Annotated in this window: 22 protein-coding genes; 10 read left to right on the plus strand and 12 right to left on the minus strand. The window is 69.1% G+C overall.

Going from position 1 to position 22,036, the window contains the following annotated elements; all coding sequences use genetic code 11:
• Window positions 1-151: 151 nt before the first annotated feature.
• Window positions 152-3,463 carry an arabinosyltransferase domain-containing protein gene (locus DFR69_RS14845; protein ID WP_244198258.1) on the minus strand — a complete coding sequence of 1,104 codons (3,312 nt, stop codon included), beginning with the start codon at window positions 3,461-3,463 and terminating at the stop codon, window positions 152-154.
• A gap of 190 nt (window positions 3,464-3,653) precedes the next feature.
• On the opposite strand from DFR69_RS14845, the gene DFR69_RS14850 reads away from it, so the two are divergent.
• Together DFR69_RS14850 and DFR69_RS14855 are read left to right on the plus strand one after the other, a co-directional pair.
• Window positions 3,654-4,199, plus strand: a complete 546-nt coding sequence (locus DFR69_RS14850) for an RNA polymerase sigma factor (protein WP_110038087.1) — start codon at window positions 3,654-3,656, stop codon at window positions 4,197-4,199.
• Entirely contained in the window at window positions 4,186-4,449 is a 264-nt protein-coding gene (locus DFR69_RS14855) for a hypothetical protein (RefSeq protein WP_110038088.1), read from the plus strand. Before DFR69_RS14850 ends, DFR69_RS14855 begins: the two co-directional genes overlap by 14 nt.
• On the opposite strand, the gene DFR69_RS14860 is transcribed toward DFR69_RS14855, so the two are convergent.
• Window positions 4,446-4,958 carry a hypothetical protein gene (locus DFR69_RS14860; protein WP_110038089.1) on the minus strand — a complete coding sequence of 171 codons (513 nt, stop codon included), beginning with the start codon at window positions 4,956-4,958 and terminating at the stop codon, window positions 4,446-4,448. The two genes, DFR69_RS14855 and DFR69_RS14860, sit on opposite strands and share 4 nt — an antisense overlap.
• Before the next feature lie 204 nt (window positions 4,959-5,162).
• Complete coding sequence (locus DFR69_RS14865) at window positions 5,163-5,705, minus strand: hypothetical protein (RefSeq protein ID WP_110038090.1); 543 nt, start codon at window positions 5,703-5,705, stop codon at window positions 5,163-5,165.
• A gap of 234 nt (window positions 5,706-5,939) precedes the next feature.
• Between DFR69_RS14865 and DFR69_RS14870 the strand changes: the two genes are divergently transcribed.
• Complete coding sequence (locus DFR69_RS14870) at window positions 5,940-6,188, plus strand: AbrB/MazE/SpoVT family DNA-binding domain-containing protein (protein WP_110038091.1); 249 nt, start codon at window positions 5,940-5,942, stop codon at window positions 6,186-6,188.
• Window positions 6,185-6,604 carry a PIN domain-containing protein gene (locus DFR69_RS14875; RefSeq protein ID WP_110038092.1) on the plus strand — a complete coding sequence of 140 codons (420 nt, stop codon included), beginning with the start codon at window positions 6,185-6,187 and terminating at the stop codon, window positions 6,602-6,604. Before DFR69_RS14870 ends, DFR69_RS14875 begins: the two co-directional genes overlap by 4 nt.
• Here the strand turns inward: DFR69_RS14875 and DFR69_RS14880 are convergent.
• The 3 genes from DFR69_RS14880 to dprE1 form a co-directional block, all read right to left on the minus strand.
• On the minus strand, window positions 6,579-8,549 hold the full coding sequence (locus DFR69_RS14880; protein WP_110038093.1) for a galactan 5-O-arabinofuranosyltransferase: 1,971 nt from the start codon (window positions 8,547-8,549) through the stop codon (window positions 6,579-6,581). The two genes, DFR69_RS14875 and DFR69_RS14880, sit on opposite strands and share 26 nt — an antisense overlap.
• Window positions 8,550-8,765: 216 nt before the next feature.
• Complete coding sequence (gene dprE2, locus DFR69_RS14885) at window positions 8,766-9,545, minus strand: decaprenylphospho-beta-D-erythro-pentofuranosid-2-ulose 2-reductase (RefSeq protein ID WP_110038094.1); 780 nt, start codon at window positions 9,543-9,545, stop codon at window positions 8,766-8,768.
• Window positions 9,542-10,966: a decaprenylphosphoryl-beta-D-ribose oxidase gene (gene dprE1 / locus DFR69_RS14890; protein WP_110038095.1), complete on the minus strand. Its 1,425-nt coding sequence runs from the start codon at window positions 10,964-10,966 to the stop codon at window positions 9,542-9,544. The genes dprE2 and dprE1 overlap by 4 nt, the downstream gene beginning before the upstream one ends.
• 15 nt (window positions 10,967-10,981) lie before the next feature.
• Between dprE1 and DFR69_RS14895 the strand changes: the two genes are divergently transcribed.
• Window positions 10,982-11,479 carry a GtrA family protein gene (locus DFR69_RS14895; RefSeq protein ID WP_110038096.1) on the plus strand — a complete coding sequence of 166 codons (498 nt, stop codon included), beginning with the start codon at window positions 10,982-10,984 and terminating at the stop codon, window positions 11,477-11,479.
• On the opposite strand, the gene DFR69_RS14900 is transcribed toward DFR69_RS14895, so the two are convergent.
• Together DFR69_RS14900 and DFR69_RS14905 are read right to left on the minus strand one after the other, a co-directional pair.
• On the minus strand, window positions 11,480-12,109 hold the full coding sequence (locus DFR69_RS14900) for a pyridoxamine 5'-phosphate oxidase family protein (RefSeq protein WP_110038097.1): 630 nt from the start codon (window positions 12,107-12,109) through the stop codon (window positions 11,480-11,482).
• Window positions 12,110-12,280: 171 nt separating this feature from the next.
• On the minus strand, window positions 12,281-14,452 hold the full coding sequence (locus DFR69_RS14905) for a molybdopterin-dependent oxidoreductase (RefSeq protein WP_110038098.1): 2,172 nt from the start codon (window positions 14,450-14,452) through the stop codon (window positions 12,281-12,283).
• A 77-nt stretch (window positions 14,453-14,529) separates the two neighbouring features.
• Between DFR69_RS14905 and DFR69_RS14910 the strand changes: the two genes are divergently transcribed.
• On the plus strand, window positions 14,530-14,937 hold the full coding sequence (locus DFR69_RS14910; RefSeq protein WP_110038099.1) for a hypothetical protein: 408 nt from the start codon (window positions 14,530-14,532) through the stop codon (window positions 14,935-14,937).
• Window positions 14,938-15,011: 74 nt separating this feature from the next.
• On the opposite strand, the gene DFR69_RS14915 is transcribed toward DFR69_RS14910, so the two are convergent.
• Window positions 15,012-15,503: a hypothetical protein gene (locus DFR69_RS14915; protein ID WP_186817298.1), complete on the minus strand. Its 492-nt coding sequence runs from the start codon at window positions 15,501-15,503 to the stop codon at window positions 15,012-15,014.
• Window positions 15,504-15,685: 182 nt separating this feature from the next.
• Here DFR69_RS14915 and DFR69_RS14920 point away from each other — a divergent pair, with 182 nt between their 5' ends.
• A complete protein-coding gene (locus DFR69_RS14920) occupies window positions 15,686-16,291 on the plus strand; it encodes a DUF4282 domain-containing protein (RefSeq protein ID WP_110038100.1) in 606 nt (201 codons plus the stop codon).
• 157 nt (window positions 16,292-16,448) lie between these two features.
• The gene (locus DFR69_RS14925) at window positions 16,449-17,294 is read left to right on the plus strand and encodes a helix-turn-helix domain-containing protein (RefSeq protein ID WP_110038101.1); all 846 of its coding nucleotides are present in this window, start codon (window positions 16,449-16,451) and stop codon (window positions 17,292-17,294) included.
• Here the strand turns inward: DFR69_RS14925 and DFR69_RS14930 are convergent, their stop codons facing one another.
• Window positions 17,295-17,693, minus strand: coding sequence for a MarR family winged helix-turn-helix transcriptional regulator (locus tag DFR69_RS14930; protein ID WP_110038102.1), 399 nt, complete (start codon window positions 17,691-17,693; stop codon window positions 17,295-17,297). It lies immediately after the preceding gene.
• A gap of 85 nt (window positions 17,694-17,778) precedes the next feature.
• On the opposite strand from DFR69_RS14930, the gene DFR69_RS14935 reads away from it, so the two are divergent.
• Window positions 17,779-19,260, plus strand: coding sequence for an MFS transporter (locus DFR69_RS14935; protein WP_208643970.1), 1,482 nt, complete (start codon window positions 17,779-17,781; stop codon window positions 19,258-19,260).
• A gap of 60 nt (window positions 19,261-19,320) precedes the next feature.
• On the opposite strand, the gene DFR69_RS14940 is transcribed toward DFR69_RS14935, so the two are convergent.
• Both DFR69_RS14940 and rfbA read right to left on the minus strand, forming a co-directional pair.
• Window positions 19,321-19,869 carry a dTDP-4-dehydrorhamnose 3,5-epimerase family protein gene (locus DFR69_RS14940; RefSeq protein WP_110038104.1) on the minus strand — a complete coding sequence of 183 codons (549 nt, stop codon included), beginning with the start codon at window positions 19,867-19,869 and terminating at the stop codon, window positions 19,321-19,323.
• Window positions 19,870-19,871: 2 nt separating this feature from the next.
• Window positions 19,872-20,744, minus strand: coding sequence for a glucose-1-phosphate thymidylyltransferase RfbA (gene rfbA, locus DFR69_RS14945; protein WP_110038105.1), 873 nt, complete (start codon window positions 20,742-20,744; stop codon window positions 19,872-19,874).
• 240 nt (window positions 20,745-20,984) lie between these two features.
• Between rfbA and DFR69_RS14950 the strand changes: the two genes are divergently transcribed.
• A complete protein-coding gene (locus DFR69_RS14950) occupies window positions 20,985-22,031 on the plus strand; it encodes an alpha/beta hydrolase (protein WP_110038106.1) in 1,047 nt (348 codons plus the stop codon).
• The last annotated feature ends 5 nt before the right edge of the window (window positions 22,032-22,036 follow it).

Below are 22,036 nucleotides of genomic sequence, written 5' to 3' on the forward strand. Positions count from 1 at the left end.
CCCACCAGCGTACGTGCTCAAACCCGCCCCCGTCCGGCCATTGGGCCGACATTTACAGGCGATTCACGCGCGCGAAACGCCAAGGGCCGCTAGGATTTTCGGGTTGCGCAGGCGCAACTGCCCGCTCGCTGCCCTTACGCTGCCCGAGTCACTACTGTGCCCGGATCGACGGTTCCTTCGCCCGGCCGGACTGGGTCACAACCCGCACCGAGATCTCCGCGGGCGGCGCCGCCTGGTACGGCGTGAACCGCTCCAGCGCGCCCCAGTCCCGGCCGAGATCGTGCTCGAGGTAGGTGGGCATAGTCTCGGCCTTCAACAGCGGTCCTGTCCACCCGAGCGGGCCGCCGCCGATGTCGTCCTGCCAGGCGTTGGAGGCGTCGGAGCCGACCCGGTCGGGCAGGATGCGCCACTTCGGCGCCTCGGCGACGCCGTCGTGGTGGTCGAACGGACGCTGGCACGGGAAGGCCAGGCCGACGTGCCAGTCCAGCAGCACCGGATCGGTCTCGCCGACCACCGACTGCAGGGAGGCCAGCTTCGGCAGGCGCGGCGGCGTCACCGCGAGCCACTGCTTCTGGGTGATGTCGTTGTCGGTGGCGACCAGGCGCACCGCGTTCACGTCGGCCGGGAGCTGATCCATCGGCACGCGCAGATTGCGCCAGGACGGCGAGGGGCCGATGTCGAGCGGGGCCACCGACCCGGTCACCTCGATCGAGCCGTCGGCGGCCCGCTTGCCGTACTCCACGCGCAGTTCCTGGCCGTAGTGGACCACGCCGTCGTTGTCGACGTAGCGGATGCGGCCCGCCGCGGTGACCACCAGGGCCGGGTAGGCGGGATCGTCGACGCGGTCGAGGCGGTACCACTGCGAGGTGAGCTTCGCCTGCTGCTGCACGTCGTCCTGGAAGGACCCCAGCACCGGCGTGCGGGCCGGATCGAGGCCGAAGGGCAGGGCGACGGTGCTGCCGTTGAGCCCGGCCTCCGCGCTGGTGCCGCCGCCGGTGCCGGCGCCGGTGGTGTTGGTCGTCTTGTTCGCGGAGTCCTTGTCCACCGAGTTCGCCCCGCCGACCACGGTCTCGTCGGCGTCGGCGGTGAGGTCGGCGGCCACCCCGTTGGGGGTGAAGCCGGTGGACTCGGCGCTCAGCCCGTCGGCGGGGGCGCCGGCGTAGGGGGTGAGCAGTGAGTCGGCGGTGTTCGTCTCCACCAGTACGTCATTGGCGAGGCCGCAGGTGTCGCCGCGCAGCGACTCGACGTTCGACTTCGCGATGGAGTACGCGGGGTACTGGGTGATCGCGCCCTTGGCCATCGACGCCACCTCGAACAGCACCAGCAGTGCCGCGGCGATCGTCAGCGGCATGGTGGCGAAGCGATCGAACCGCGAGGGCTTCGGCTGCGCGCGGAACGGCGAACGCAGGTGGAAGTACAGCGCGACCAGCAGTGCGAGCACGGCCAGGCCGAGGAACATCGTCGAGATGCCCTTGCCCGCCACCAGCGGTGCCTTGTCCCAGAACGGCACGCCGAAGCTGGAGACGTACCACCAGCCGTTGGAACCGGTGAAGGTGAGCGCGAGCAGGAACAACACCGCCGCGGCGAACAGCGCGCGATTGCGTGGCGCGCGGATGCTGTTGGCGCCCACCGCGACCGCGGCCAGGGCGGCCAGCGAGCCGGCCAGTCCGGCGTAGACGCCGAAGTGGTGGGTCCACTTGGTCGGCGTCCACATCATCAGCAGCAGCGCGCCGAAGACGATGCCCAGGATGCGCACCGAGGGGCCGCGGGAGGTGCCGGGGATGCGGCCCTTGCGCAGCACCTGCAGGATGCACACGAGCAGGCACAGCAGCATCACCAGCACGCCGAAACGCCGGGCCAGCGAGCCGTCGGGGGAGAGCATGAACAGTGAATCCCAGCGGGTGCGCTCGTCGAACCAGGCCACGTTCGGACCGACCAGGGTGCGCACGCGGGTGGCCTCCATGACGGTGGCCAGTGTCTGGTCGGCGAAGACCACGATCAGCACGATCGTGCCGGCGGCGAGGCCGGGGGCGAGCAGCGCGGCGTAGCGGAAGATCTTGGCGCCGAGGGAGATCCGCCGATCGGCCGCGTCGGCGACGCTGGTCGAGGCTTCGGCGGGAGCGTCCGACTCGTCGGCGGCGCCCCGGCGCGGCAGCAGGCCCTGGGCTCGCTTGATGATGAGCACCAGCACCGGCCGCGCGCCCGCGATCAGCGCGGCGATGCAGATCAGGCCGGTCGGACCGGCGGCCAGCGAGAACGCGGCGACGAGGATCGCCAGCGCCGCGGGCAGCAGCCGGGCGGTGGCGACGGCCCGCTCGATCAGGCACCAGGTGAGCAGCGCGCCCGCCGCGATCAGCGGTTCCGGGCGCAGGCCGTTGTCGTAGGGGAGCCAGAAGGCCAGGAACACCAGGCCGCCGGTCCACAGCGCCACCTTGTCGCGCCGCACCCGCGCGCCGAGGCGGGGGAGCACCTCGCGGCTGATCAGCGCCCAGCAGACCAGACCGGCGAGCAGGGCGGGCAGGCGCATCCACGGGCTGGCGTCGGAGATCTTCGTCATCCAGGCGAGCAGCTCGTAGGACCAGCCGAACGGCGCCTCCGGGACACCGAACCAGCGGTAGTAGTTGGCCATGTAGCCCGAGGGACCCGACGCGCGGGCCATGTTCAGGATGTAGCCGTCGTCGGAGGTGTTGGCGCCGATGATGTGCCAGCCGAGCAGCGTCACGACCACCACCACGTCGGTCGGGGTGATCCGCCACCAGTGCCTGGGCAGGAAGCGCCGGGCCCGGCGGCCGTCGCTGAGGTCGAGCAGGTGCAGCGCGATCAGCGCGATGACGGTGGCGACCGCGGCGACGATCATCGCGACCAGTTTCAGCGTCGTCGGGGTCGAGGTGAATCGCGAATCGATGTCGGCGTGCAGCCGCGCGCCGGCCAGCGCCGCCTCGTCGAGGTCGGTGAAGACGCCGACGATCTGCGGCCGCTTGTCCACGGTGACGGTGTTGCGGAACGGGCTGCCGTCCTGCCGGGTGACGCCGAGGAACTCGACGGTCGTCGCCCCGATGGTGGAGGTGATCGTGATCGCCTCGCAGCTCCCGATCTCGGCCAGCGGTGCCGACAGCATCGGCACGTCACGGGCCTGCACGCCGAGCACCCCGTCACGCACGGTGACGGTGAGCCCCTTCGCGCTCTGCCCGGAGGCGACCGGGATGGTGCTGACCACCGTGGTCGTCCCGGTCTCCGGCAGTCCGCGCAGCATCGCGCAGGGCAGCCTGGCGTCGAGCTGCTGCGGCACATACGACACGAGCGGCGCCTCGACGCTGGTCGCGCCTGTCTGCGGCCAGTCCAGGCTCGCGCGGTCCTGGCGCACCGGCAGCAGCGGCGTCAGCAGGGCAAGCACGAACCCGAGCAGCCCACAGACGAGGGCGATCAGGCGGTATCGGGTGAACGCTCGGTCGGATCGCAGCACGGGGGTTGATGCTAAAGCAGATTCGCCGACGTGGGCTGAATCCTTTCCGGCGACCCGCGCCTCTCATACATGTCCCGGCGCACGTCGGGACGGGATATGGAGGTTGTCGTGCTCATCGGAATCGGTATCGTCGTCGCCCTGATGCTCCTGTGTACCTGCGTGGTCGTGCTGAAACGCAAACGAGCCGGGCGTGACTGAGTCGCGCTGGCCGGACGAGCGGTTGATCGTCGCCGCCCAGCGCGGCGACCTCGACTCCATCGCCGCGCTGGTCTCGGGCTCACACCCGAACATCAAGCGGTTCGCCCATTCCCTGTGCGCCACCCCGGAGGACGCCGAGGACGCCGCGCAGGAGGCCATGATCATCCTGTACCGCAAGATCGGGATGCTGCGGGCTTCCGGCGCGCTGGCCTCGTGGATGTTCCGCATCGTGCGCAACGAGTGCCTGCGCCGCGCGCGGCTGCGGTGGCGCGACCAGCCCGCCCACGAGGCGGCCGTGGTCGCCTCGGCCGAGGACGAGGTGTTGCGGCGCCTCGAGGCGGGCCGGGTGGCGGCCGCGGTGGCGGCGCTGCCGCTGGATCAGCGGCAGGTGCTGATCATGCGCGACCTGCAGGGCTACAGCGGACCGATGGTCGCCGACGCGCTCGGCCTCAGCACCGCGGCGATGAAATCCCGCCTGCACCGGGCCCGTGCCGCGGTGCAGCAGAGTCTGCGAAAGGAACACGATGAGCGGAACTGACGAATTCGCGAGCAGGTCGCTGCCCGCGCATCTGCTGCGCGGCGCGGTGGGCTTCAGCGCCCTGATCGGGGCGCTCGCGCTGATCCCGGTCGTCGGGCCGGTCAGCCTGGCGCTGTTGCCGGTCGGGCTGGTGGCCCTGCGCGGCTGCCCGACATGCTGGGCGATCGGGCTGATGCAGACCATCTCGCGGGGGCGGCTCCAGCGCTCCTGCGAGGGTGATCGTTGTACGTTGACGGTGGCAGGCCGCTAGCCGGTCATCCTGGTCGTCCAGTCGAGCTGGGTCTTGGCCCAGTCGGGGATCTCGGCGGCGGGCCGCGGGTAGGCGACGAACTCGGCGCGCAGCTCGTCGACCGAGACCTCCGGCATCCAATCCGCCACGGTGGTGGTGGAGAAGGTCGCCTTGTAGCGGGTGGGCCCGGCGATGAAGATCTCCGCGCTCAGCCAGGCGCCGACGGCGGGATCGTAGGACAGCCGCTTGTGGTCGGTCAGGTACTCGAGCACCTCGGTCGGCGGCTCCAGATTCGTGACGGTCCCGTCGCGCTCCTTCACCTGCACCCCGGCCACGGTGTTGCCGCCGACCTGGAGCGACCAGAGGAGGGCGAACTTCTGGCCGGGGGCCAGCATCGCGATGGCGGCGTCGACGACTGTCTGCTCGATCTGACCGATCGAGTTCAGTTGTTCCCGGGGGGCTGGTTCACGATCCTGACGATGTGGTCGTGTCAGCAGGAGATCGATCCGCTCCGGTCTGCTGAGCGTCATAGCTATACCTCTGCATCCGTACCGATCAGCGCTTACCAAAACTGCTTTCGGTCGGCCGAACTTGCAACATTTCGCAGCGTACTCGCCCCGCGACACGAACCGTGCGGTTTGTTGACACTGACGGGTCATATTGTTGTCCATCGCACTTCCGCACACCAGTAGCTAACGGGTGTCGATCAACACAACACCCGCTGACGTGGGTGTTCAGGCCGCCGAGGCGCGCAGTGCGAACCATCCGTCGATCGGGTCGGCGAAACCGTGATAAACGAGCGGAATGCGCTGATCGATCCCGAAATGCCGATACACCGCCAGCATCGCCATCCGCACCGAATGCGCCTGGAAGTCGTCGATGCGGCGCGGGCCGATGGGATGCTCCGGCAATGTCTCGAGCCTGCGCAGTTCGGCCGGATCGTCCACGTCAAGGCCCATCGGCGCCGGTTCCTCGATCAGGTGGTCGTGCAGGATCGTGCGCGCGGCCGTCGGATCGTGGCGCGGGCCCGCGAACGGGACGCGCTCGAGGTGGGCGAGGCCGCGGGTGCTCAGCGGCGTGCGGACGGCTTCGATCAGGTCGATCAGGTCGTCGTCGGGAGCGGGTTCGGGTTTTCGGCCGGCGACCGGCGCCTGCTCCAGCAGATGCAGCACTTGCCCGCCGCGCACCAGCGGCTCGGGAACCACGAAGAAGCTGATGCTCGGGCAGCTGCAGTGCAGGCCGGTGAGACACACCCTCGTGTGCAACGGATCGGACATGAGTCCTCCTCCGACAGCGGGCCGCCGGGACCCGTGACATGCGGGATCGAAGTTTCCAACGCCATCCGCCCGCGAGCTCGCACCCGCCGGCGCCGACCATGTCGCACCCGTCAGTGTAGTGCCGTCGCCCGCCCACAACACCCCGATCAGCCACGGATCGAAAACGATCCGCAGGCGCTCACAGCGGCTTCGCGCGCGCTATCCTTACTTCACTGCAAGAGTAAGGAGCATGGTATGGACGCATTGGCTCGGCTGACATCGAAGGGGCAGATCACCGTCCCGAAGGCGGTGCGCGACGCACTCGAACTGCACACCGGGGACAACGTGCACTTCCGGGTGGAGGGCGAAGTCGTCGTGCTGGCGAAGACACCGGATCTGCTCGACCTCGCGGGCAGCGTGCCGGTTCCGCCGCATGTTCGCGGCCGGTCCTGGGACGAGATCCGTGACGCCGCATGGGCGCGGCAGTGGCGGGAGGGGGAGTGACGGTATATCTCGATACGAACGTTCTGGTACGCCACTTCACTCAGGACCCACCCGACATGGGCAGGAGCGCGACAAAGCTGCTCGCGGAATCCGAGGATCTCTACCTGCCCGATCTCATCGTGGCGGAGACGGTCTACGTGTTGCAGAGCGTGTATCAGGTGCCGCGCCACGAGGTGGCCGCCCTGACTCGCGCCATCATCGGTTCACGGAATGTCGTGACGGATGATCCGGCCGTCTTGATCCGAGCCGCCGACGTCTATGAGCATCATCGGCTTTCGTTCGCCGATGCCTACCTGGTCGCCCTTGCTGAGGCCGACTCGGGGTCGTCGATCGCGTCGTTCGACAAGGGCATCAGCAAGGTCGGTACCGTACGGCGAATCGAGCCAGGACTCAGCGGCGAACCGTCACCAGGGTGAAGGGGCCGATGTCGGTGGTGGTGAAGGCGGGGTCGGCGAAGAGGGACTGGGGGAAGGCGACGGTGTAGCGCTTGACGTTGGGGTCGTTGGGGTAGACGTCCTCGGCCAGGCGCAGGGTGTAGGTGTCGGTGTCGCGGCGGAACAGGAAGGCGTCGGGGGCGCGCCAGGGGGCCTCGTCCATGGCGGCGAGCAGGGCGCTCGGCGAATCGAGCTTGCTCCAGGCGGCGATGGTGTCGGCGCGGGCCTTGAAGTCCGAGAGCGGGTTCGCGTAGTGCGAGGTCAGCGCCTGGAACCCGAAGTACGGGTAGAAGGACAGGAAGCTCGTGTCGGCGGTCAGGACGACGGATTCGTCTCGGGGACGGCCGGTTTGGTCCAGGATCGCCCGGTCGACCTCGTGGTAGTAGGCCACCGCCGAGGGCTTGCGCTTGTCGGCCCGCTCGCCGAAAGTGCCGTCGGCGTTGGGTGTTTCGGTCGGCACGGTGTCGGTGTAGGCGGTGTCGATCTCGTGGGTGAGCACCGTCGGGATGTGCTGGGTGAAGGCCAGCGCGCCGAGCACGGCCAGCACCATCGACACCGTGCGCACCGGTGCCGACTCGTCGAGCACGCGATAGATCATCCCGGCGCCCTCGACGAACCCGAAGACACCGGCGGCCGCGAGCACCGCGAGCAGCACCGGCTCGAGCCGGAACGAGAGCAGGGTGGTGCCCGCCGCCGTCGCCGCCATCGACAGCAGCGTCCACAGGTAGAGGGCGACCACGCCGATCCCCAGCGCCTGCGCCCGCCGCGACGACCCGGCCCGCACCACCAGCCAGATCAGGCCGAGCAGGCACAGGGCGCCGCGCAGCGAGAACTCCAGCATGGGGAACGCCAGCTCGGCGCCCGACTGCGGCAGGTAGTGGAAAGCGTTGCCGGAGGGCAGCTTCGGACCCGACAGCTGCTCGAGCACGTACGGCGCCCACACCACCAGCGCGAGGACACCCGAGATCGCGCCGATCACGACCAGCTTCACCAGCGGCCCGATCGCCGCCCGCCACGGCGCGGGACCGCCCACCGCCCTGGCCCCGCCCACGCGGGGCCGCTGCTCGGCACGCCGCTGGTACACGGCAGCACCGGCCGCCACCAGCGCCATCAGCACCACGGTGAACGCCGCGATCGCCAGATACAGCGTGTAGAAGCAGGCGGCCACGCCGAGGAAGAGACCGGTGCCCAGCACCGCGCCCCAGCCGCCGCTGGACCGGTGCAGCGCGCCCCAGGCCAGCACCAGCACCGGCGGGATGAACACGACGAGCACCGCGCCGTACGCCTCGGGGGAGGCGTAGGCCAGCGTCATCGCCGTCACCGCGGCCGCGGCGCCGACGGCCAGATCCGCGCGCACCAGCTTCGCCCACAGCACCAGCGCCACCACCGCGGCGATCGCGAGCATCCCGATCGCGTACGGCTTGAACACTTCCCAGCCGTCCATGCCGAGCAGACTCCCGACGCGGCCACCGATCCAGAACCACCCGGCCGGATAGAACGGCGGCAGATCCACATAGGTCATGTCGCGCAGCGCGGGGCTGTCGGTGAGCCGGGTCAGGTACTCGGTGCGGAACTCCTGGTCCACCGAGACGCCGAACAGATACAGCTTGGTCGCCGCCAGCGGCATTCCGAGCGTGACGGTGACGAAGCTCGAGAGACCCACCCAGGAGGCGAGTTTCGCGACCACCGGCCACTTGCGCAGCCGGATCAGCAACACCGAGACCACGAGCAGGGCAACCGCGACCACCTGGCCGACCGTCGTCAGCGCGCGAGTCACGTTGGAGGAGTTGAACGCGGGCCACTGCACCGCTGAAAAGGCATACAGGCCGACCACGGCCACGACGAGCGCCACCAGCGCCGCCGCCACACCCTCGGCGACCCCCGACCAGATCCTGCGCCCCGCCCGCACCTCATCGTTGGTCGTCATCGGCGCGCAATCCTCCGGCTCCACTCAGCTCCACGGTCCGGGCCAGCCTAGTGGAGTCGGCCCGCCCGGTCGGTGTCGCCGATGCCGGATCCGCACGCTCGAGTCGGCGGTTCGGCGGCGTCGGTGCGCTCGGACCCCGGCGGGCACAGCGTGGTCGGCGAACGAGAACTGCCGCACCATCCGTGGATGATGCGGCAGTTCAGGACAGGCAGGCGATCAGATCGGCAGCTTGCGGAAGATCGGGCGCGGCACGTGGCGCAGCGCCGACATCAGGAAGCGGGCCTCACCGGGCGCCCACACGATCTCGGTGCCCTTCTCCGACGCGGCCACGGCCAGCCGGGCGACGTCCTCGGGATCGACCGTGAGCGGGGCCTCCTTGGACCCGGTGGCCTCCCAGTGCGCCTTGGTCGCCGAGGTGCGCACCTGCATCGGCCGCACCACGGTGACGCGCGGACCGTACGGCCGCAGCGCCTCGCCCAGGCCCAGGTAGAACCCGTCGAGCCCGGCCTTGGTGGAGCCGTAGACGAAGTTGGAGCGGCGCACCCGCTCGCCCGCCACCGAGGACATGACGATGAACCGGCCGTGCCCCTGCGCCTTGAACTTCTCGCCCACCAGCACGCCCACCGACACACCGGCGGTGTAGTTGATCCCGACGGTCGCGACCGCCTTGCGCTGGTTCTGCCACAGCTCCTCGGCATCGCCGAGCACGCCGAACGCCACGATCGCGACGTCGATGTCACCGGCGGCGAACGCCGCGTCGACCACCTTCGGGTGGGACTCGGTGTCGAGCGCGTCGAAGTCGATGACGTCGACCTGGGTCGCGCCGGCGGCCTTCAGCTTCGTGACGGCGCCCTCGAGCAGCGGATCGCCGGGCAGGTTCGCCAGCACGACCCGGGCCGGGCTCTTGGCCAGGTACTCCGCGCAGATCGCGAGCCCGATCTCGGACGTGCCGCCGAACAGCAGAATGGTCTGCGGGTTGCCAACTGCGTTGATCACTGGAGCTCCAGCCTCCTGGCCATATCGGACATGAACACGCCGGTGGGATCGACGCTGCGGCGGACCTTGATCCACTCGTCGATCCGCGGGTACATCTTGTGGAAGGTCTCGGCCGAGGTGCGCGAGTCCTTCGCGGTGTAGAGCCGCCCGCCGAACTCGAGCACGCGCCGGTCCAGATCGGTGACGAACTCGTTGAGCCCGCGCGAGATCGGGAAGTCGACGCAGATGTTCCAGCCCTCCATCGGGAAGCTCAACGGAGCCTGATTACCCGGACCGAACAGCTTGAACACATTCAGGAACGAGTAGAACCCAGAGCCCTGGATGTCGATGATGATCCGCTTGAACTCCTCGACCGACTCCGGCGGCACCACGAACTGGTACTGCAGGAAGCCGTTGGAGCCGTAGCCGCGGTTCCACTCGCCGAGCATGTCGAGCGGGTGGTAGAACTGCGTCAGATTCTGGACCTTGCCCCGGTAGGTGCCCGACTTGCGGTACCAGACCTCGCCGATCGGGCCGAAGGTGTACTTGTTGGCCAGGCCGTTGGGGAACACGTCCGGCAGCGTGAAGAAGGTCTTGCCGTTGAACCGCAGCGGGTCCTTCTGCAGCTTCTTGGGCAGCTGGTCGAGCTTGGCCAGGTTGCCGCGCGAGATGGCGGCGCGGCCCAGCTTCGGCAGCGGGGCGATGGCGTCGAACCAGGCCGAGCTGTACTCGTACTTGTCCTCGGAGCCGTCGCTGTGGAAGGCGATGGTCTCGTCCAGCGTCGTGGTGACGTCGCCGTCGGCGATGAAGTACGCCGTCTCGGTGGGCGTCATCTCGATGGTGGCGCGCAGGATGATGCCGGTCAGGCCGCAGCCGCCGATGGTCGCCCAGAACAGCTCGGGGTCGGACTCGGCGGTGATGTGGCGGACCTCGCCGTCGGCGGTGAGCAGGTCCATCGAGCGCACGTGGTTGCCGAAGCTGCCCGCGCTGTGGTGGTTCTTGCCGTGGATATCGGAGCCGATGGCGCCGCCGATGGTCACCTGGCGGGTGCCGGGCAGGACCGGAACCCACAGGCCGAACGGCAGCGCGGCCTTCATCAGCTGGTCGAGGTTCACACCGCCGTCGACGTCGACGAGCCTGCTCGCGGAGTCGATCCGGTGGATCTTGTTCAGCGCGGGCATGTCGATGACGAGGCCGCCCGCGTTCTGCGAGTTGTCACCGTAGGAGCGGCCGAGCCCACGCGGGATCACGCCGCGTCGCAGGTGCGCCGGCTTGCTGTCGTTGTCCTCGGCGACCATGCGCACGGCCTGGACGATCAACTCGGGATCGCTGGTCGAGAGCACTTCGGCGGAGGTGGGTGCGGTGCGACCCCATCCGGTGAGCGTGCGGGTCCGCGTGGCGAACGCGCCCTGCTCAGCGGGGGTCGTAATGTTCTCGGACATCGGCTAAGAGGCTACATGCATGGCGGGACACGCGGCCGGTCTCGTAGTCTTCCTCACGTGTCAGCCCAACCGCATCTGCCGCTTCCCGCCGAGATTCCCCTGGTCGACGAGCCCGGTGGAACCGACGTCGACCTGAAGACGCAGATCGTGCGGTTCACGCTGACCGGCGGTCTCTCGGCGATCGTCGACTACGGCATCTACAGCCTGCTGCTGAACCTGATCGGCCTGCCGGTGAGCCTGGCCAAGGCGGTCGGGTTCGTCTGCGGGACCACCACCGCGTACCTGATCAACCGGCGCTGGACGTTCAAGGCCGAGCCGAGCCGGGCCAGGTTCGTCGCCGTCGTCCTGCTCTACGCGGTGACCTTCGCCGTGCAGATCGGCATCAACGCGGCGCTGTACTTCGCGCTGCCCGAAGAGTGGTGGCGGCAGCCGCTGGCGTTCGTCGTCGCGCAGGGCACCGCCACCGTCATCAACTTCGTCGTTCAGCGTGCGGTGATCTTCAAGATCAAGTAGTCAGCTGGCCTTGGCGGCGGCGGGCGCGGGTTGCTTGCCCGCCTTGACGCCGAAGTAGTCGCCGCCCTTGGCCCTGACGTTGTCGGTGCCCCACTCGCGCCGATCCCGCGCGACCGGGACGAGCTGCGGAATGTGCTTGCGGCAGTGGATGTAGGCCTCTTCCACCTCGACGACCACCCACACCTGCGAGCTCCTGCCGCGTTCGGCGGCGGGCAGATCGTCGACGGTCTCGCGTAGCTCACTGTCGGCAACCATGCGAGCCTTGCCGTTGACGTGCAGCCCGATCAGGTCGCGCACGAAGTCGATCATCAGGATGCCGACGTGCGGGTTCTCGAGGATGTTGCCGAGGCTGGCCATTACTCCGTTACCTCGATATTCGGGGTACGCAATCGTGCGTTCGTCGATCACGTGCAGGAACCCCGGGGTGCCGGCGCGGAAGCTGGCGTCGCACTCGCCGTGCGCGTCGGCGGTGGAGATGAAGGCCATGTCCATCCGCGCGACGAATTCGATCATCGATGGGTTCAGGTAGTCGATCACCTGGTCGTCGTAGAAGCGTTCGGCCCTTTCCTCGGTGCCCAACGTCTCTTGGAGTTCGTGTTCTCCGTCGCTGCCGACGTGTCTTCCGGGCATCGGGGCTCCCTCTGCTAGCCGAACCGGGTGATGCGGATCAGTCGCTCGAAACCCCCGCTTGTGACCGCGATCTCGCCCAGTCTAGGGGAGAACAACGAGTCGTGGGGCGTGTCCATTGTTGCGAATGGTATGAAAACCCGGTTTGCGCAGCGGTTTCCAGGGGTGGACCGATCAGGCGGGAACCACCGTCACCGGCACCCCGTTGAACACCGCGGTGCCCGAGATCGCGTCGACCACCGAATCATCGGTCAGCGCATTGGCGTTCACTCCAGCGTGCGCGCTGGCAACCGTCTGGGTGGTGCTCGCGGCATGCCCCCAGCCGTGCGGCAGGCTCACCACGCCGGGCATGATCGTCGGCGTCTGTTCGATCGGCACCGTCAACGATCCGGCCGCCGAGCTGATCTTCGCCAGCTCGCCGAGCCCGAGCCTGCTCGCGTCGTCGGGGTGGATCTGCAAGGTGCAGCGGTTGGAGCCCCCGACGAGGCCGGCGATGTTGTGCATCCAGCTGTTGTTGGACCGCAGCTGCCTGCGCCCGATCAACACCAGCTCCGGTGCGGTCGTCCCGAGTCCGGCCCGCAGCCTCGGAACATCGGCGAGCAGCTGCGCGGGCGCGAGGTCGACATGCTTCGAGGCGGTGCGCAGATTGCCGGGCAGACGCGGCTGAAGTGGGCCGAGGTCGATGCCGTGCGGGTTGTCGAGCAGGGTGCGCAGGCTCAGTTCGCCGCCGTTCCACGCGCCGTAGGGCCCGAGCTTGAGCATCAGGTCGATGCGCTGTTCGGTGGTGTCGGCGCCCTCCAGCTCGTCGCGCCGATCGCTCATCTCCGCCTTGTGCAGCATCCCGGCGATGACGAGCTCGTCCACCATCGCGATCGGGCTCTGCGCGCCGGTGCCCGCGTGCGGCTGCCCGCTGACGGCGGCCGCGAGCCGCGCGATGACCGCCGACTCGGACGGGCGCCCGTCGAGCGGCACCAGCGGCGGCGAGTACCGCGCGTAGTTGCGCACCGCGAACTGCAGCAGCGCGAAGTCGAAGTGCGGCGACTGCACCGAGCGCGGCGGCGGCAGGATCACCGACGCGTGCCGCGTCGTCTCGTTCACATAGCGGTCGACGCTCACCATGAAGTCGAGCCCGGCCAGACCGCCGTCGAGGCGGGCGCCGCTGGGCGCGGAGAGCACCGGATTGCCCGCGACGGTGACCAGCGCCTTGATCTGGCCGGGGCCGGGCGTCTCGATCTCGTCGGCGAGCGTGGCGACGGGCAGCTCGCCCATCACCTCGGGCAGCTCACGCACCCGGCTGGTCCAGCGGCCGGGCCGGAAGGGGCGCGTGCGCGGGATGCCGCCGGCCGCGGCAGTGGCGAACATGGCGCCGCCGGGCCGGTCGAGGTTGCCGGTCAGCGCGTTGATCGCGTCGACGAGCCACTGCGTGAGCGTGCCGAACTCGGCGGTGCAGGTGCCGATGCGGGCGTAGACGGCTGCCGTGGGGGCCGCGGCCAGTTCGCGCGCGAGGGCGCGGACGGTATCGGCGGGGATGCCGGTGCGCTCGCCCACGGCCTCCGGGCTGAACTCCTGGGCGGCGGCGCGCAGCTCGTCGAGCCCGTCGACCTCGACCCGCACGTCGGTCAGTTCCTCGGCGAAGAGCGTGTGGACGATGGCGAACAGCAGGTAGGCGTCGGTGCCGGGCCGGATGAACAGGTGCTCGTCGGCCAGCGCGGCGGTCCTGGTCGCGCGCGGGTCGACGACGACCAGCTTGCCGCCCCTGGCGCGCAGCGCCTTCAACCGGCCGGGGAAGTCCGGCGCGGTGCACAGCGAGCCGTTGGATTCGAGCGGATTGGCGCCGAGCATCAGCAGGAAGTCGGTGCGGTCCAGGTCGGGGACCGGCACGGTCAGCGGGTCACCGAACATGAGCCCGGCCGCGACCTGCTTGGGCATCTGGTCGGCGGTGCTCGCCGAGTAGATGTGCTTGGTGCTCAAGGCGCGGATCAGCGCGGGCAGGTAGAGCGCGCCCGCGACCGTGTGCGCGTTGGGATTGCCCAGGTAGATCGCGGTGGCGCCATTGCCGTGCGTGGCGGCGACCTCGGCGAACCTCGTCGCGATCAGGTCGAAGGCCTCGTCCCAGCTCGCGGCCCGGAACTCGGCGCCCTCGCGGATCAGCGGGGTGGTGACCAGGTCGGGATCGTCGTCGAGCTTGCCGAAGCTGGCGCCCTTCGGGCACAGGAAGCCCTTGCTGAACGGGTCGTCGCGATCGCCGCGGACGCTGAGCACCCGGTTGTCGTCGTCGAGGGTGAGCGAGAGGCCGCAGACGGCCTCACACAGCGGGCAGGTGCGCAGCAGCGATCGCGGAGCCATGTCCCCATCCTCGCGCCGACGCGGTCGCGCGGGGCGAAAACCGCCGAAAGCTTCGCCGCGCTAAATAGGATCGGGGAATGAACCTCAGACTTGCCACCGGTGCCACCGCGCTCGCCACCGTCGCACTCACGTTCTTCGCGGGGACCGCGTCCGCCGCGCGCACCGCCGACGCGGCGGGCGGCGCCGACGACATCACCGTCACGATCACCAACACCGACGACGCGTGCTGGTCGGGCACGGTGATGGTGGACGAGATGCTGCAGGGCGCGATCCTGTCCAAGGACAAGCCTTCGGCGGTCTTCGAGAACATCGAGGCGGGCGATCACCGCGTGCGGGTCCACCTCTACGTCGGCGAGGGGGAGAGTTGCACCGTGAACACCCCGGCCGTCGAACTGCTGGACACGACCGTCACCGTCGGCGCCGCGGCGGGCAACCCGATCCAGGAACTGCTGGACGCGGGCAGCGCGGCGCTCGGCCTGAAGTAGGCGCGGAAACGCCGAAAACCCGCGAGAGCGACGTCGGGGGGCGTCGCGCTCGCGGGTGTCGGGGCTGTTGGTGCCTAGCTGGCCAGGGTCAGCGCGGCGCGCTTGCGGCTCGCGGCGGCGCGCACGGCGGCACCGAGGGCGACGACCGGCGGGACCCAGCGGGCCTCGGAGGGCGCGACGCCCCAGGAGGCGCTGCCCGCGGCGAGCTGGGTCGGCGGCAGCGGGATGCTGGCACCGTCGGTGTGCACGATGACGCCGGCCTCGCGCATGGCCTCGATCGCCATGGCGGCCTTGCGGACGCCGGTGACCAGGTGGATCTCGCGACGCTCCTGGCCCGGGATCTCGATCACGGGACCGGAGAGGTTGTTGGCGCGCAGGAAGCGGCGCACCTCGCCCGCCATCTCACCGGTGACCTCGATGGCCGAGACGGCATCGTCGGTGATCAGGCACAGGCCGTTGGCCGTTTCGGCGACCGTCCAACCCCGCGCGGTGTACTCCTGCGCGGCGGCACCCTTCTCGGCGGCCGTGGTTGTGGTCGGAAACGTCGTGCGCACTGTGTTCTCCATTCCCCGAAGAGCTTCGTTCCTGCGTTCATGGGTCGTATCGCCCCGGGGTGGCCGACTCGTTACGCCGTCGCCCAAAAATAATCGGGACTGTTTGCTACGTCTCATTTACGCAACCTTCGCTATCGCAGGCTGTGATGTGGTCGGGGTTGGCGTGCGGCCCGAAACCGGGCAGGATTCGGGCCATGAGCGAAGCACCGGGATCCACCCCGTCTCCGGACGGGGAACCCGAGGAGTTCGAAGCCGAATCGCGCTGGCTCTCTTGGAAAGAGACCGATGCCAAGCGTCCGGCCCCGCGAGGGGACCAGCACGCCGATGGAGACAACAACGCGGACTATTCGGACATTCCACGCGACGCCGGATTCGACGACCCCTTCCGCAGCAGCGGTTCGGCCAAGCAGTGGGCCGCCGAGGTCCTGCGTTCGCTGCTCGACGTGCAATTCCGCAGGCCCGCGACCAGGACGCTGCTGCCGCTGGCCTACATCCTCGGCGTCGTCTCCTTCGGGATCGGGGTCCCGGTCGCGCTCACGGTGCTGATGTGGAAGGCCTCCGCGCTGCTCGGCGTCCTGGCCGCGCTGGTCGCCGTTCCGCTCGGCCTCACCATCGCCGCCTCGGTGCGGCTGATGCTCGAGTTCGCCGACAACGCGGCCAGGCTGGCGGGCCGGGTCGAGCACATCAGCGAGCTGGCCGACGGCCTGTTCCAGGCGCTGTCCGATGTTGCGGAACCGGTGAACCAGCTCTCCGAAGATGTTCGTGCTGTGCAGTTCTGGCGGTTCAGGCGGAAGAAGTAGCGCCGTAGCTCGTGGTGTGCCGGAAGTATCTATGTGGTGCGCAATGTCCGATTCATTGTGAAACAATCCGTACGCAGATCCGACGGTTGGGTCGGCTGCGTAGGGCGGTCTTCCGAAAAGGTATGGGGGAGACCGGAGTTGGATACAGGGGGGAAGTATGGCTTCACCACAGGGCGTCACCGGATCGACGATGCCGCGCAGGCAGTTGGGCAGGCACTTACGTGACCTGCGCAATCAGGCGCGGATGACGACGCGGACCGCGGCGGCGCAACTGGAGTGGTCGGAAGCGAAGATCTGGCGGATCGAGACGGGGCAGACGTCGCTGCGCAGCCTCGACGTCGAAGCGATGTGCAAGGTGTACGGCGCACCGGCCGACCTGGTCGAGCCGCTGGCCGCGCTCGCGCGCGAGACCAAGGCCAGAGGCTGGTGGACGAGCTACGGCGACGTGATCCCGGAGGGCTTCGAGGTCTACATCGGCCTCGAGGAGGCGGCTACGGCGCTCTCGATCTACGAGGACGGCCTCGTCCCCGCGCTGCTGCAGACCGAGGACTACACCAGGGCGCTGCTCGAGCAGACCGTACCGGGGCTGACCGAGGCGGAGCTCGAGCGCAGGCTCGCGGTCCGCACGGCCAGGCAGGCCCTGCTGACGCGCGCGGAGTCGCCGCTGCGCCTGCATGTTGTGCTCGCCGAGGCGGTGCTGACCAGGCGCATCGGTGACGATCGGGTGCTGGCCGGCCAGCGGGCGCACCTGCGCGAACTCGCCGATCTCGACTCCGTGCGCATCCAGGTGGCGCCGGCCGACACCGGCTATCACGCCGGGCTCGAGTCGGGCCGCTTCGTGATCCTGGACTTCGGCGTCGACGGCTCACTCGACCGGCCGGAACCGCCGGTCGTCTACGTGGAGACCTTCGCCGGCTCGGCGTACCTGGACAAGCCGGCCGAGCACGAGCGCTACCGCAGCGCGTTCACCGATATCTGCGCGGCCGCCGCCGGGGTGCTGTAACTACCAGGAATCGGCGAGCACCGAGCGGTGCGTGGGCAGGGCGTTGTCATAGACCGCCCTGCCCTTTTCTGTCAGCCGGACGAAGATGGCGCGGCGGTCGGCCGTGCACATGGTGCGTTCGACCAGGCCGTCGCGTTCCAGCCGGGCCACCGCGCGGGAGAGCGCGCTCTGGCTCAGGTAGATGTCGCCGGCCAGTTCGGTCATCCGGTACTTCTCACAGTCCGCGTCGACCAGGCGATCGAGGGTCTCGAACTCGCTGAGGCCGATGCGGTGTTCGTGCTGAAGCGCCTTCTCCAGTGCGCAGCTCACGGCGGCGTGCCGATCGAGCAGTTCGCGCCACTGGCCGACCAGCTCGGTGGGCGCTTCGTTGCGCCGAGCTGTGGTGGCCGGGTTCGACATGGCCCCATCTTAGTGGTCTCCGCATGTCCATGCAACTGCAATTTATGTGTTGGCATTTAATGCGTGTGCATGTAATGTCCTCCGCATGACTTCGCCAGCAACGCTCTCGGCCGCAGATCAGGCGACCGATCCCACCAGGTGGCCGCTCCGCCTCTGGGGCATGCTGATCACCCTGTGCATCGTTCTGTTCCTCGACGGTCTCGACGTCTCGATGATCGGTGTCGCGCTGCCGTCCATCGGCGCCGAACTCGATCTGTCCACCTCCACCCTGCAGTGGCTCGTCAGTGGTTACGTCCTCGGTTACGGCGGTCTGCTGCTGCTCGGCGGCCGCACCGCGGACCTGCTCGGGCGCCGCAAGGTCTTCCTCATCGCGCTGGCGGTCTTCGCGCTCGCCTCGCTGGTCGGCGGTCTGGTCAGTGACCCGACGCTGCTGATCGTCACCCGCTTCATCAAGGGCCTGGCGGCCGCGTTCACCGCGCCGACCGGCCTGTCGATCATCACCACGACCTTCGCCGAGGGGAAGGCGCGCAACAAGGCGCTGTCCATCTACACCGTGTTCGGTGCGGGCGGCTACTCCATGGGTCTGCTCTTCGGCGGCCTGATGACCGGCGTCGGCTGGCGCTGGACCTTCCTGCTGCCGGTCCCGATCGCGCTGGCCGCGCTGGCCGCCGCCTTCGTGCTGGTGCCCAAGGACGGCAAGGCCGAGGAGGGCGGACACGATCTGCTCGGCGCGCTGCTGTCCACGGCGGGCATGCTGCTGCTGGTCTACACCGTGGTCACCGCGCCCGAAGTGGGCTGGGCCTCGGCTCGCACGATCGGCTCGTTCGTCGCCGTGGTCGCGCTGTTCGCCGCGTTCGTCCTCACCGAGCAGCGGGTCAAGCACCCGCTGGTGCGCCTGGGCATCCTGCGCAAGGTGTCGCTGGTGCGGGCCAGCCTGGCCATCATCGCGGTCGCCGGTTCGTACTTCAGCTGGCAGTTCATCGTCACCCTGTACATGCAGGACTCGCTGGGCTGGTCGCCGCTGAAGCTGGCCATGGCGCTGCTGCCGGTGGGTGTGCTGGTCGTCGGGTCGGCGTTCTTCTCCGACAAGCTGATCGACCGCTTCGGCACCGGGCCGGTCATCGCCGTCACCATGGTCGTGATGGCCGTCGGCTACCTGCTGTTCCTGCGGGTCGACACCGCGCCGGACTACCTGACCGTGCTGCTGCCCGCCATCCTGCTGATCGGCATCGGCTGGGTCGGCTTCCCGGCCATCAACGTGCAGGCCACCAGCGGCATCGATGACGACGAGCAGGGCCTGGCCGCCGGCGTGCTGCAGACCTCGATGCAGGTCGGCGCGGCCATCGTGCTCGCGGTGACCACCGCGATCGTCACCTCCGGCGGGCACGGCGCCGGCGCCACTCCGCAGCAGATGCTCGACACCTACCGGCCCGGTCTGGTGTTCGCGGCGGGTGTCACCATCGTCGGCGCGCTGGTCGCCCTGACGGTCTTCCTGCCCCGCCTGACCCGTCCGCGGGTCGACGAGGTGGCTCCGGTGGCCGAGGCGAAGGTCCTCGAAACCGTGTAGTCGCCGGTGGAACCGACGGCGCCCCCGAGCATCGAGCTCGGGGGCGCCGTTTCACGTGGATCAGGAAAAACCGGGCGCCGCTTCGTCTTTGGCGGAGCGGATGTAGGTGAGCGGGCTGCCGTCGCGGCCGACGGTCGGCCACTCGATGGCCAGCCGGGGATCGAAAGCGTCCAGGTCACGGTCGAATTCGGGGGTGTACTCGAGCGAGCACAGGTACGTGACCGTGGAGCGGTCCTCCAGGGAGAGGATGGCGTGGCCGAGCCCCTCGGACAGGAACACCGAACGCCGGTGCACGTCGTCGAGCAGCACGCTGTCCCAGCGCCCGTAGGTCGGTGAGCCGGGCCGCAGGTCGACGACGACATCGAGGAACGCCCCGCGCACGCAGGTGACGTACTTGGCCTGGCCGGGCGGGTCCTCGGTGTAATGGATGCCGCGCAGCACGCCCGCCGCCGAGACGGAGGTGTTCACCTGGTGCAGTTCGAACGGGCGCCCGGTGGCCTTCTCGAATTCCGAGGCCTTGAACGATTCGCAGAACATGCCGCGGTCGTCACCGAGCAGCCGCGGCGTCACCTCCCACGCGCCGGGGATGGCCAGTTCACGGATCTGCATGCCTACCAGTCTTTCCCGCGCGCGATCAGATCCAGCAGGTAGCGGCCGTAGCCGGAGCGCACCATGGGTTCGGCCAGCTCGCACAGCTGATCGTCGGTGATCAGCCCCCTGCGCCAGGCCACTTCTTCCGGCACGCCGATCTTGAGTCCCTGGCGTTCCTCGATCGTGCGCACGTAGTTGGCGGCGTCGAGCAGGGAGTCGAAGGTGCCGGTGTCGAGCCAGGCGGTGCCGCGGGCGAGCACGTCGACGCTGAGCCTGCCCTGTTCGAGGTAGGCCCGATTGATGTCGGTGATCTCGTACTCGCCGCGCGCCGAGGGTTTCAGCTCGCGGGCGATCTCCACCACGTCGTTGTCGTAGAAGTAGAGGCCGGGGATGGCGTAGTTCGAGCGCGGGACCTTCGGCTTCTCCTCGATGGAGACCGCGCGGCCCTGCTCGAACTCCACCACGCCGTAGGCGGTCGGGTCGCCGACCCAGTACGCGAAGACCGCGCCGCCGTCGATGTCGTGGAAGCGCTCCAGGCTGGCGCCGAGGCCGGGGCCGTGGAAGATGTTGTCGCCGAGCACCAGCGCCGCGGGCTCGCTGCCGATGTGGTCGGCGCCGAGGACGAACGCGCGCGCGAGCCCGTCGGGCTCGGGCTGCACCACATAGCTGATCGAGACGCCGAACTGGCCGCCGTCCCCGAGCAACCTGCCGAACGCAGCGGCATCCTCCGGCGTGGTGATCACGAGAATGTCGTCGATCCCTGCCAACATGAGGGTGGACAACGGGTAGTAGACCATGGGCTTGTCGTAGACCGGGACGAGCTGCTTGCTCACCCCGCGCGTGATGGGGTGCAGCCGCGAACCGGTGCCGCCCGCCAGGATGATTCCGCGCATGGGGGGAAGTCTGCCAGTTCCCGCCGTCGCGGAGTCGGGGAGGTTCCGACACGTCGACGAATTGATCACGAAGGTTTCGTGTTCTGGTGTGTCGGGCGATAACAGCTACAGGCACGGCGTTCTTCTGATTAGGTGAACGTCGATGTGTGAAACATCACTGTGTTAGATGTCAGCGCCGACATCGGACCCGGAGATCTGCGCCGGTCCGCGGTCGACGCACCAGTGTGAGGTAGGTGCGCGATGGGAGCGACGAAGATCCCCGGACCCGGTGTGGTGGGCTCGATCACCCCCGCTGTCACGGCGAAGAAGGCAGTCAGCAGACCCGATCAGGGCATCATCGTCAACTCCGGGCGAACGAGTACCTCCTCGCGGGTGCTGATGGGCGCGTGCGTCGGTTTCGTCGGACCGCTGTTGCGGACCGTGCCGATCAACCACGCCACCATTCCCGTCGGCGCCATGGCCGTGAACCTGCTCTCGCGCCTGCGGCCCGAACCGCACGGTATCGAGCGCGAGGGCATCACCATGGACGGCTTCAAGATGGAGATGGTGCGTCCCGCCGGCGGCTCGCGGGCGCTGCGGCACGGCGCGGTGCTGTACATGCACGGCGGCGGGTTCGCCGTCGGCGGGCTGCATTCGCACCGCGCGATCGCCGCCGGCATCGCGAGGCGGACGGGATTGGCGGTGCTCAATGTCGAGTACCGGCAGCTGCCAGGTTCGATCAGCGCGGCGATCGACGATTGCGTCCTCGCCTACCGCTGGTTGCTGCGGCACGGCGCCGATCCGGCCAGGATCACCTTCGCCGGTGACTCCGCGGGCGGCTATCTCACCTTCGCGACCGCGTTGCGCGCGCGCGAGATCGGCCTGCCGCTGCCGGCCGCGCTCGTCGGGCTGAGTCCGCTGCTCGATCTGGACCACGTGGCCAAGGAGGCCTACGTCAACGCGGGCCGCGACGCCTACATCCCGCTCAAGGGTCTGTCGGCGGTCGTGCGGCTGGGCGGTCTCGGTGCGCTCGATCCGGCGATGTCGCCGGTCAACGCCGATCTCGCCGGGCTGCCGCCGGTCCTGCTCATCGCCGCCGAGGACGAGGTCCTGCGCTACGACTGCGAGCTGATGGCGCATCGGCTCGCGGCGGCGGGCGTTCCGGTGACGCTCGAGCTGTGGCGCGGTCAGGTGCACGCGTTCATGAGCATCCTGCCGAGCATGCCGGAGAGCCGGGCGGTGCTCGGCCGGGTCGCCAAGTTCGTGCGCGGCGCGCTCGACACGGCACAGCGGGCCCGCACGGCCTGATACGA

The sequence above is a fragment of the Nocardia neocaledoniensis genome (assembly GCF_003182135.1).
Taxonomy (GTDB): domain Bacteria; phylum Actinomycetota; class Actinomycetes; order Mycobacteriales; family Mycobacteriaceae; genus Nocardia; species Nocardia neocaledoniensis.

Bases quoted from the DNA above. Each gene is read 5' to 3' on its own strand.
- DFR69_RS14880 (WP_110038093.1), bottom strand. From the start codon at position 8,549: ATGACGACCAACGATGAGGTGCGGGCGGGGCGCAGGATCTGGTCGGGG.
- DFR69_RS14935 (WP_208643970.1), top strand. From the start codon at position 17,779: ATGACTTCGCCAGCAACGCTCTCGGCCGCAGATCAGGCGACCGATCCC.
- DFR69_RS14870 (WP_110038091.1), top strand. From the start codon at position 5,940: ATGGACGCATTGGCTCGGCTGACATCGAAGGGGCAGATCACCGTCCCG.
- DFR69_RS14855 (WP_110038088.1), top strand. From the start codon at position 4,186: ATGAGCGGAACTGACGAATTCGCGAGCAGGTCGCTGCCCGCGCATCTG.
- DFR69_RS14865 (WP_110038090.1), bottom strand. From the start codon at position 5,705: ATGTCCGATCCGTTGCACACGAGGGTGTGTCTCACCGGCCTGCACTGC.
- rfbA (WP_110038105.1), bottom strand. From the start codon at position 20,744: ATGCGCGGAATCATCCTGGCGGGCGGCACCGGTTCGCGGCTGCACCCC.
- DFR69_RS14895 (WP_110038096.1), top strand. From the start codon at position 10,982: ATGCATGGCGGGACACGCGGCCGGTCTCGTAGTCTTCCTCACGTGTCA.
- DFR69_RS14950 (WP_110038106.1), top strand. From the start codon at position 20,985: ATGGGAGCGACGAAGATCCCCGGACCCGGTGTGGTGGGCTCGATCACC.
- DFR69_RS14910 (WP_110038099.1), top strand. From the start codon at position 14,530: ATGAACCTCAGACTTGCCACCGGTGCCACCGCGCTCGCCACCGTCGCA.
- DFR69_RS14920 (WP_110038100.1), top strand. From the start codon at position 15,686: ATGAGCGAAGCACCGGGATCCACCCCGTCTCCGGACGGGGAACCCGAG.
- DFR69_RS14940 (WP_110038104.1), bottom strand. From the start codon at position 19,869: ATGCAGATCCGTGAACTGGCCATCCCCGGCGCGTGGGAGGTGACGCCG.
- DFR69_RS14925 (WP_110038101.1), top strand. From the start codon at position 16,449: ATGGCTTCACCACAGGGCGTCACCGGATCGACGATGCCGCGCAGGCAG.
- DFR69_RS14860 (WP_110038089.1), bottom strand. From the start codon at position 4,958: ATGACGCTCAGCAGACCGGAGCGGATCGATCTCCTGCTGACACGACCA.
- DFR69_RS14905 (WP_110038098.1), bottom strand. From the start codon at position 14,452: ATGGCTCCGCGATCGCTGCTGCGCACCTGCCCGCTGTGTGAGGCCGTC.
- DFR69_RS14900 (WP_110038097.1), bottom strand. From the start codon at position 12,109: ATGCCCGGAAGACACGTCGGCAGCGACGGAGAACACGAACTCCAAGAG.
- DFR69_RS14930 (WP_110038102.1), bottom strand. From the start codon at position 17,693: ATGTCGAACCCGGCCACCACAGCTCGGCGCAACGAAGCGCCCACCGAG.
- DFR69_RS14915 (WP_186817298.1), bottom strand. From the start codon at position 15,503: ATGGAGAACACAGTGCGCACGACGTTTCCGACCACAACCACGGCCGCC.
- dprE1 (WP_110038095.1), bottom strand. From the start codon at position 10,966: ATGTCCGAGAACATTACGACCCCCGCTGAGCAGGGCGCGTTCGCCACG.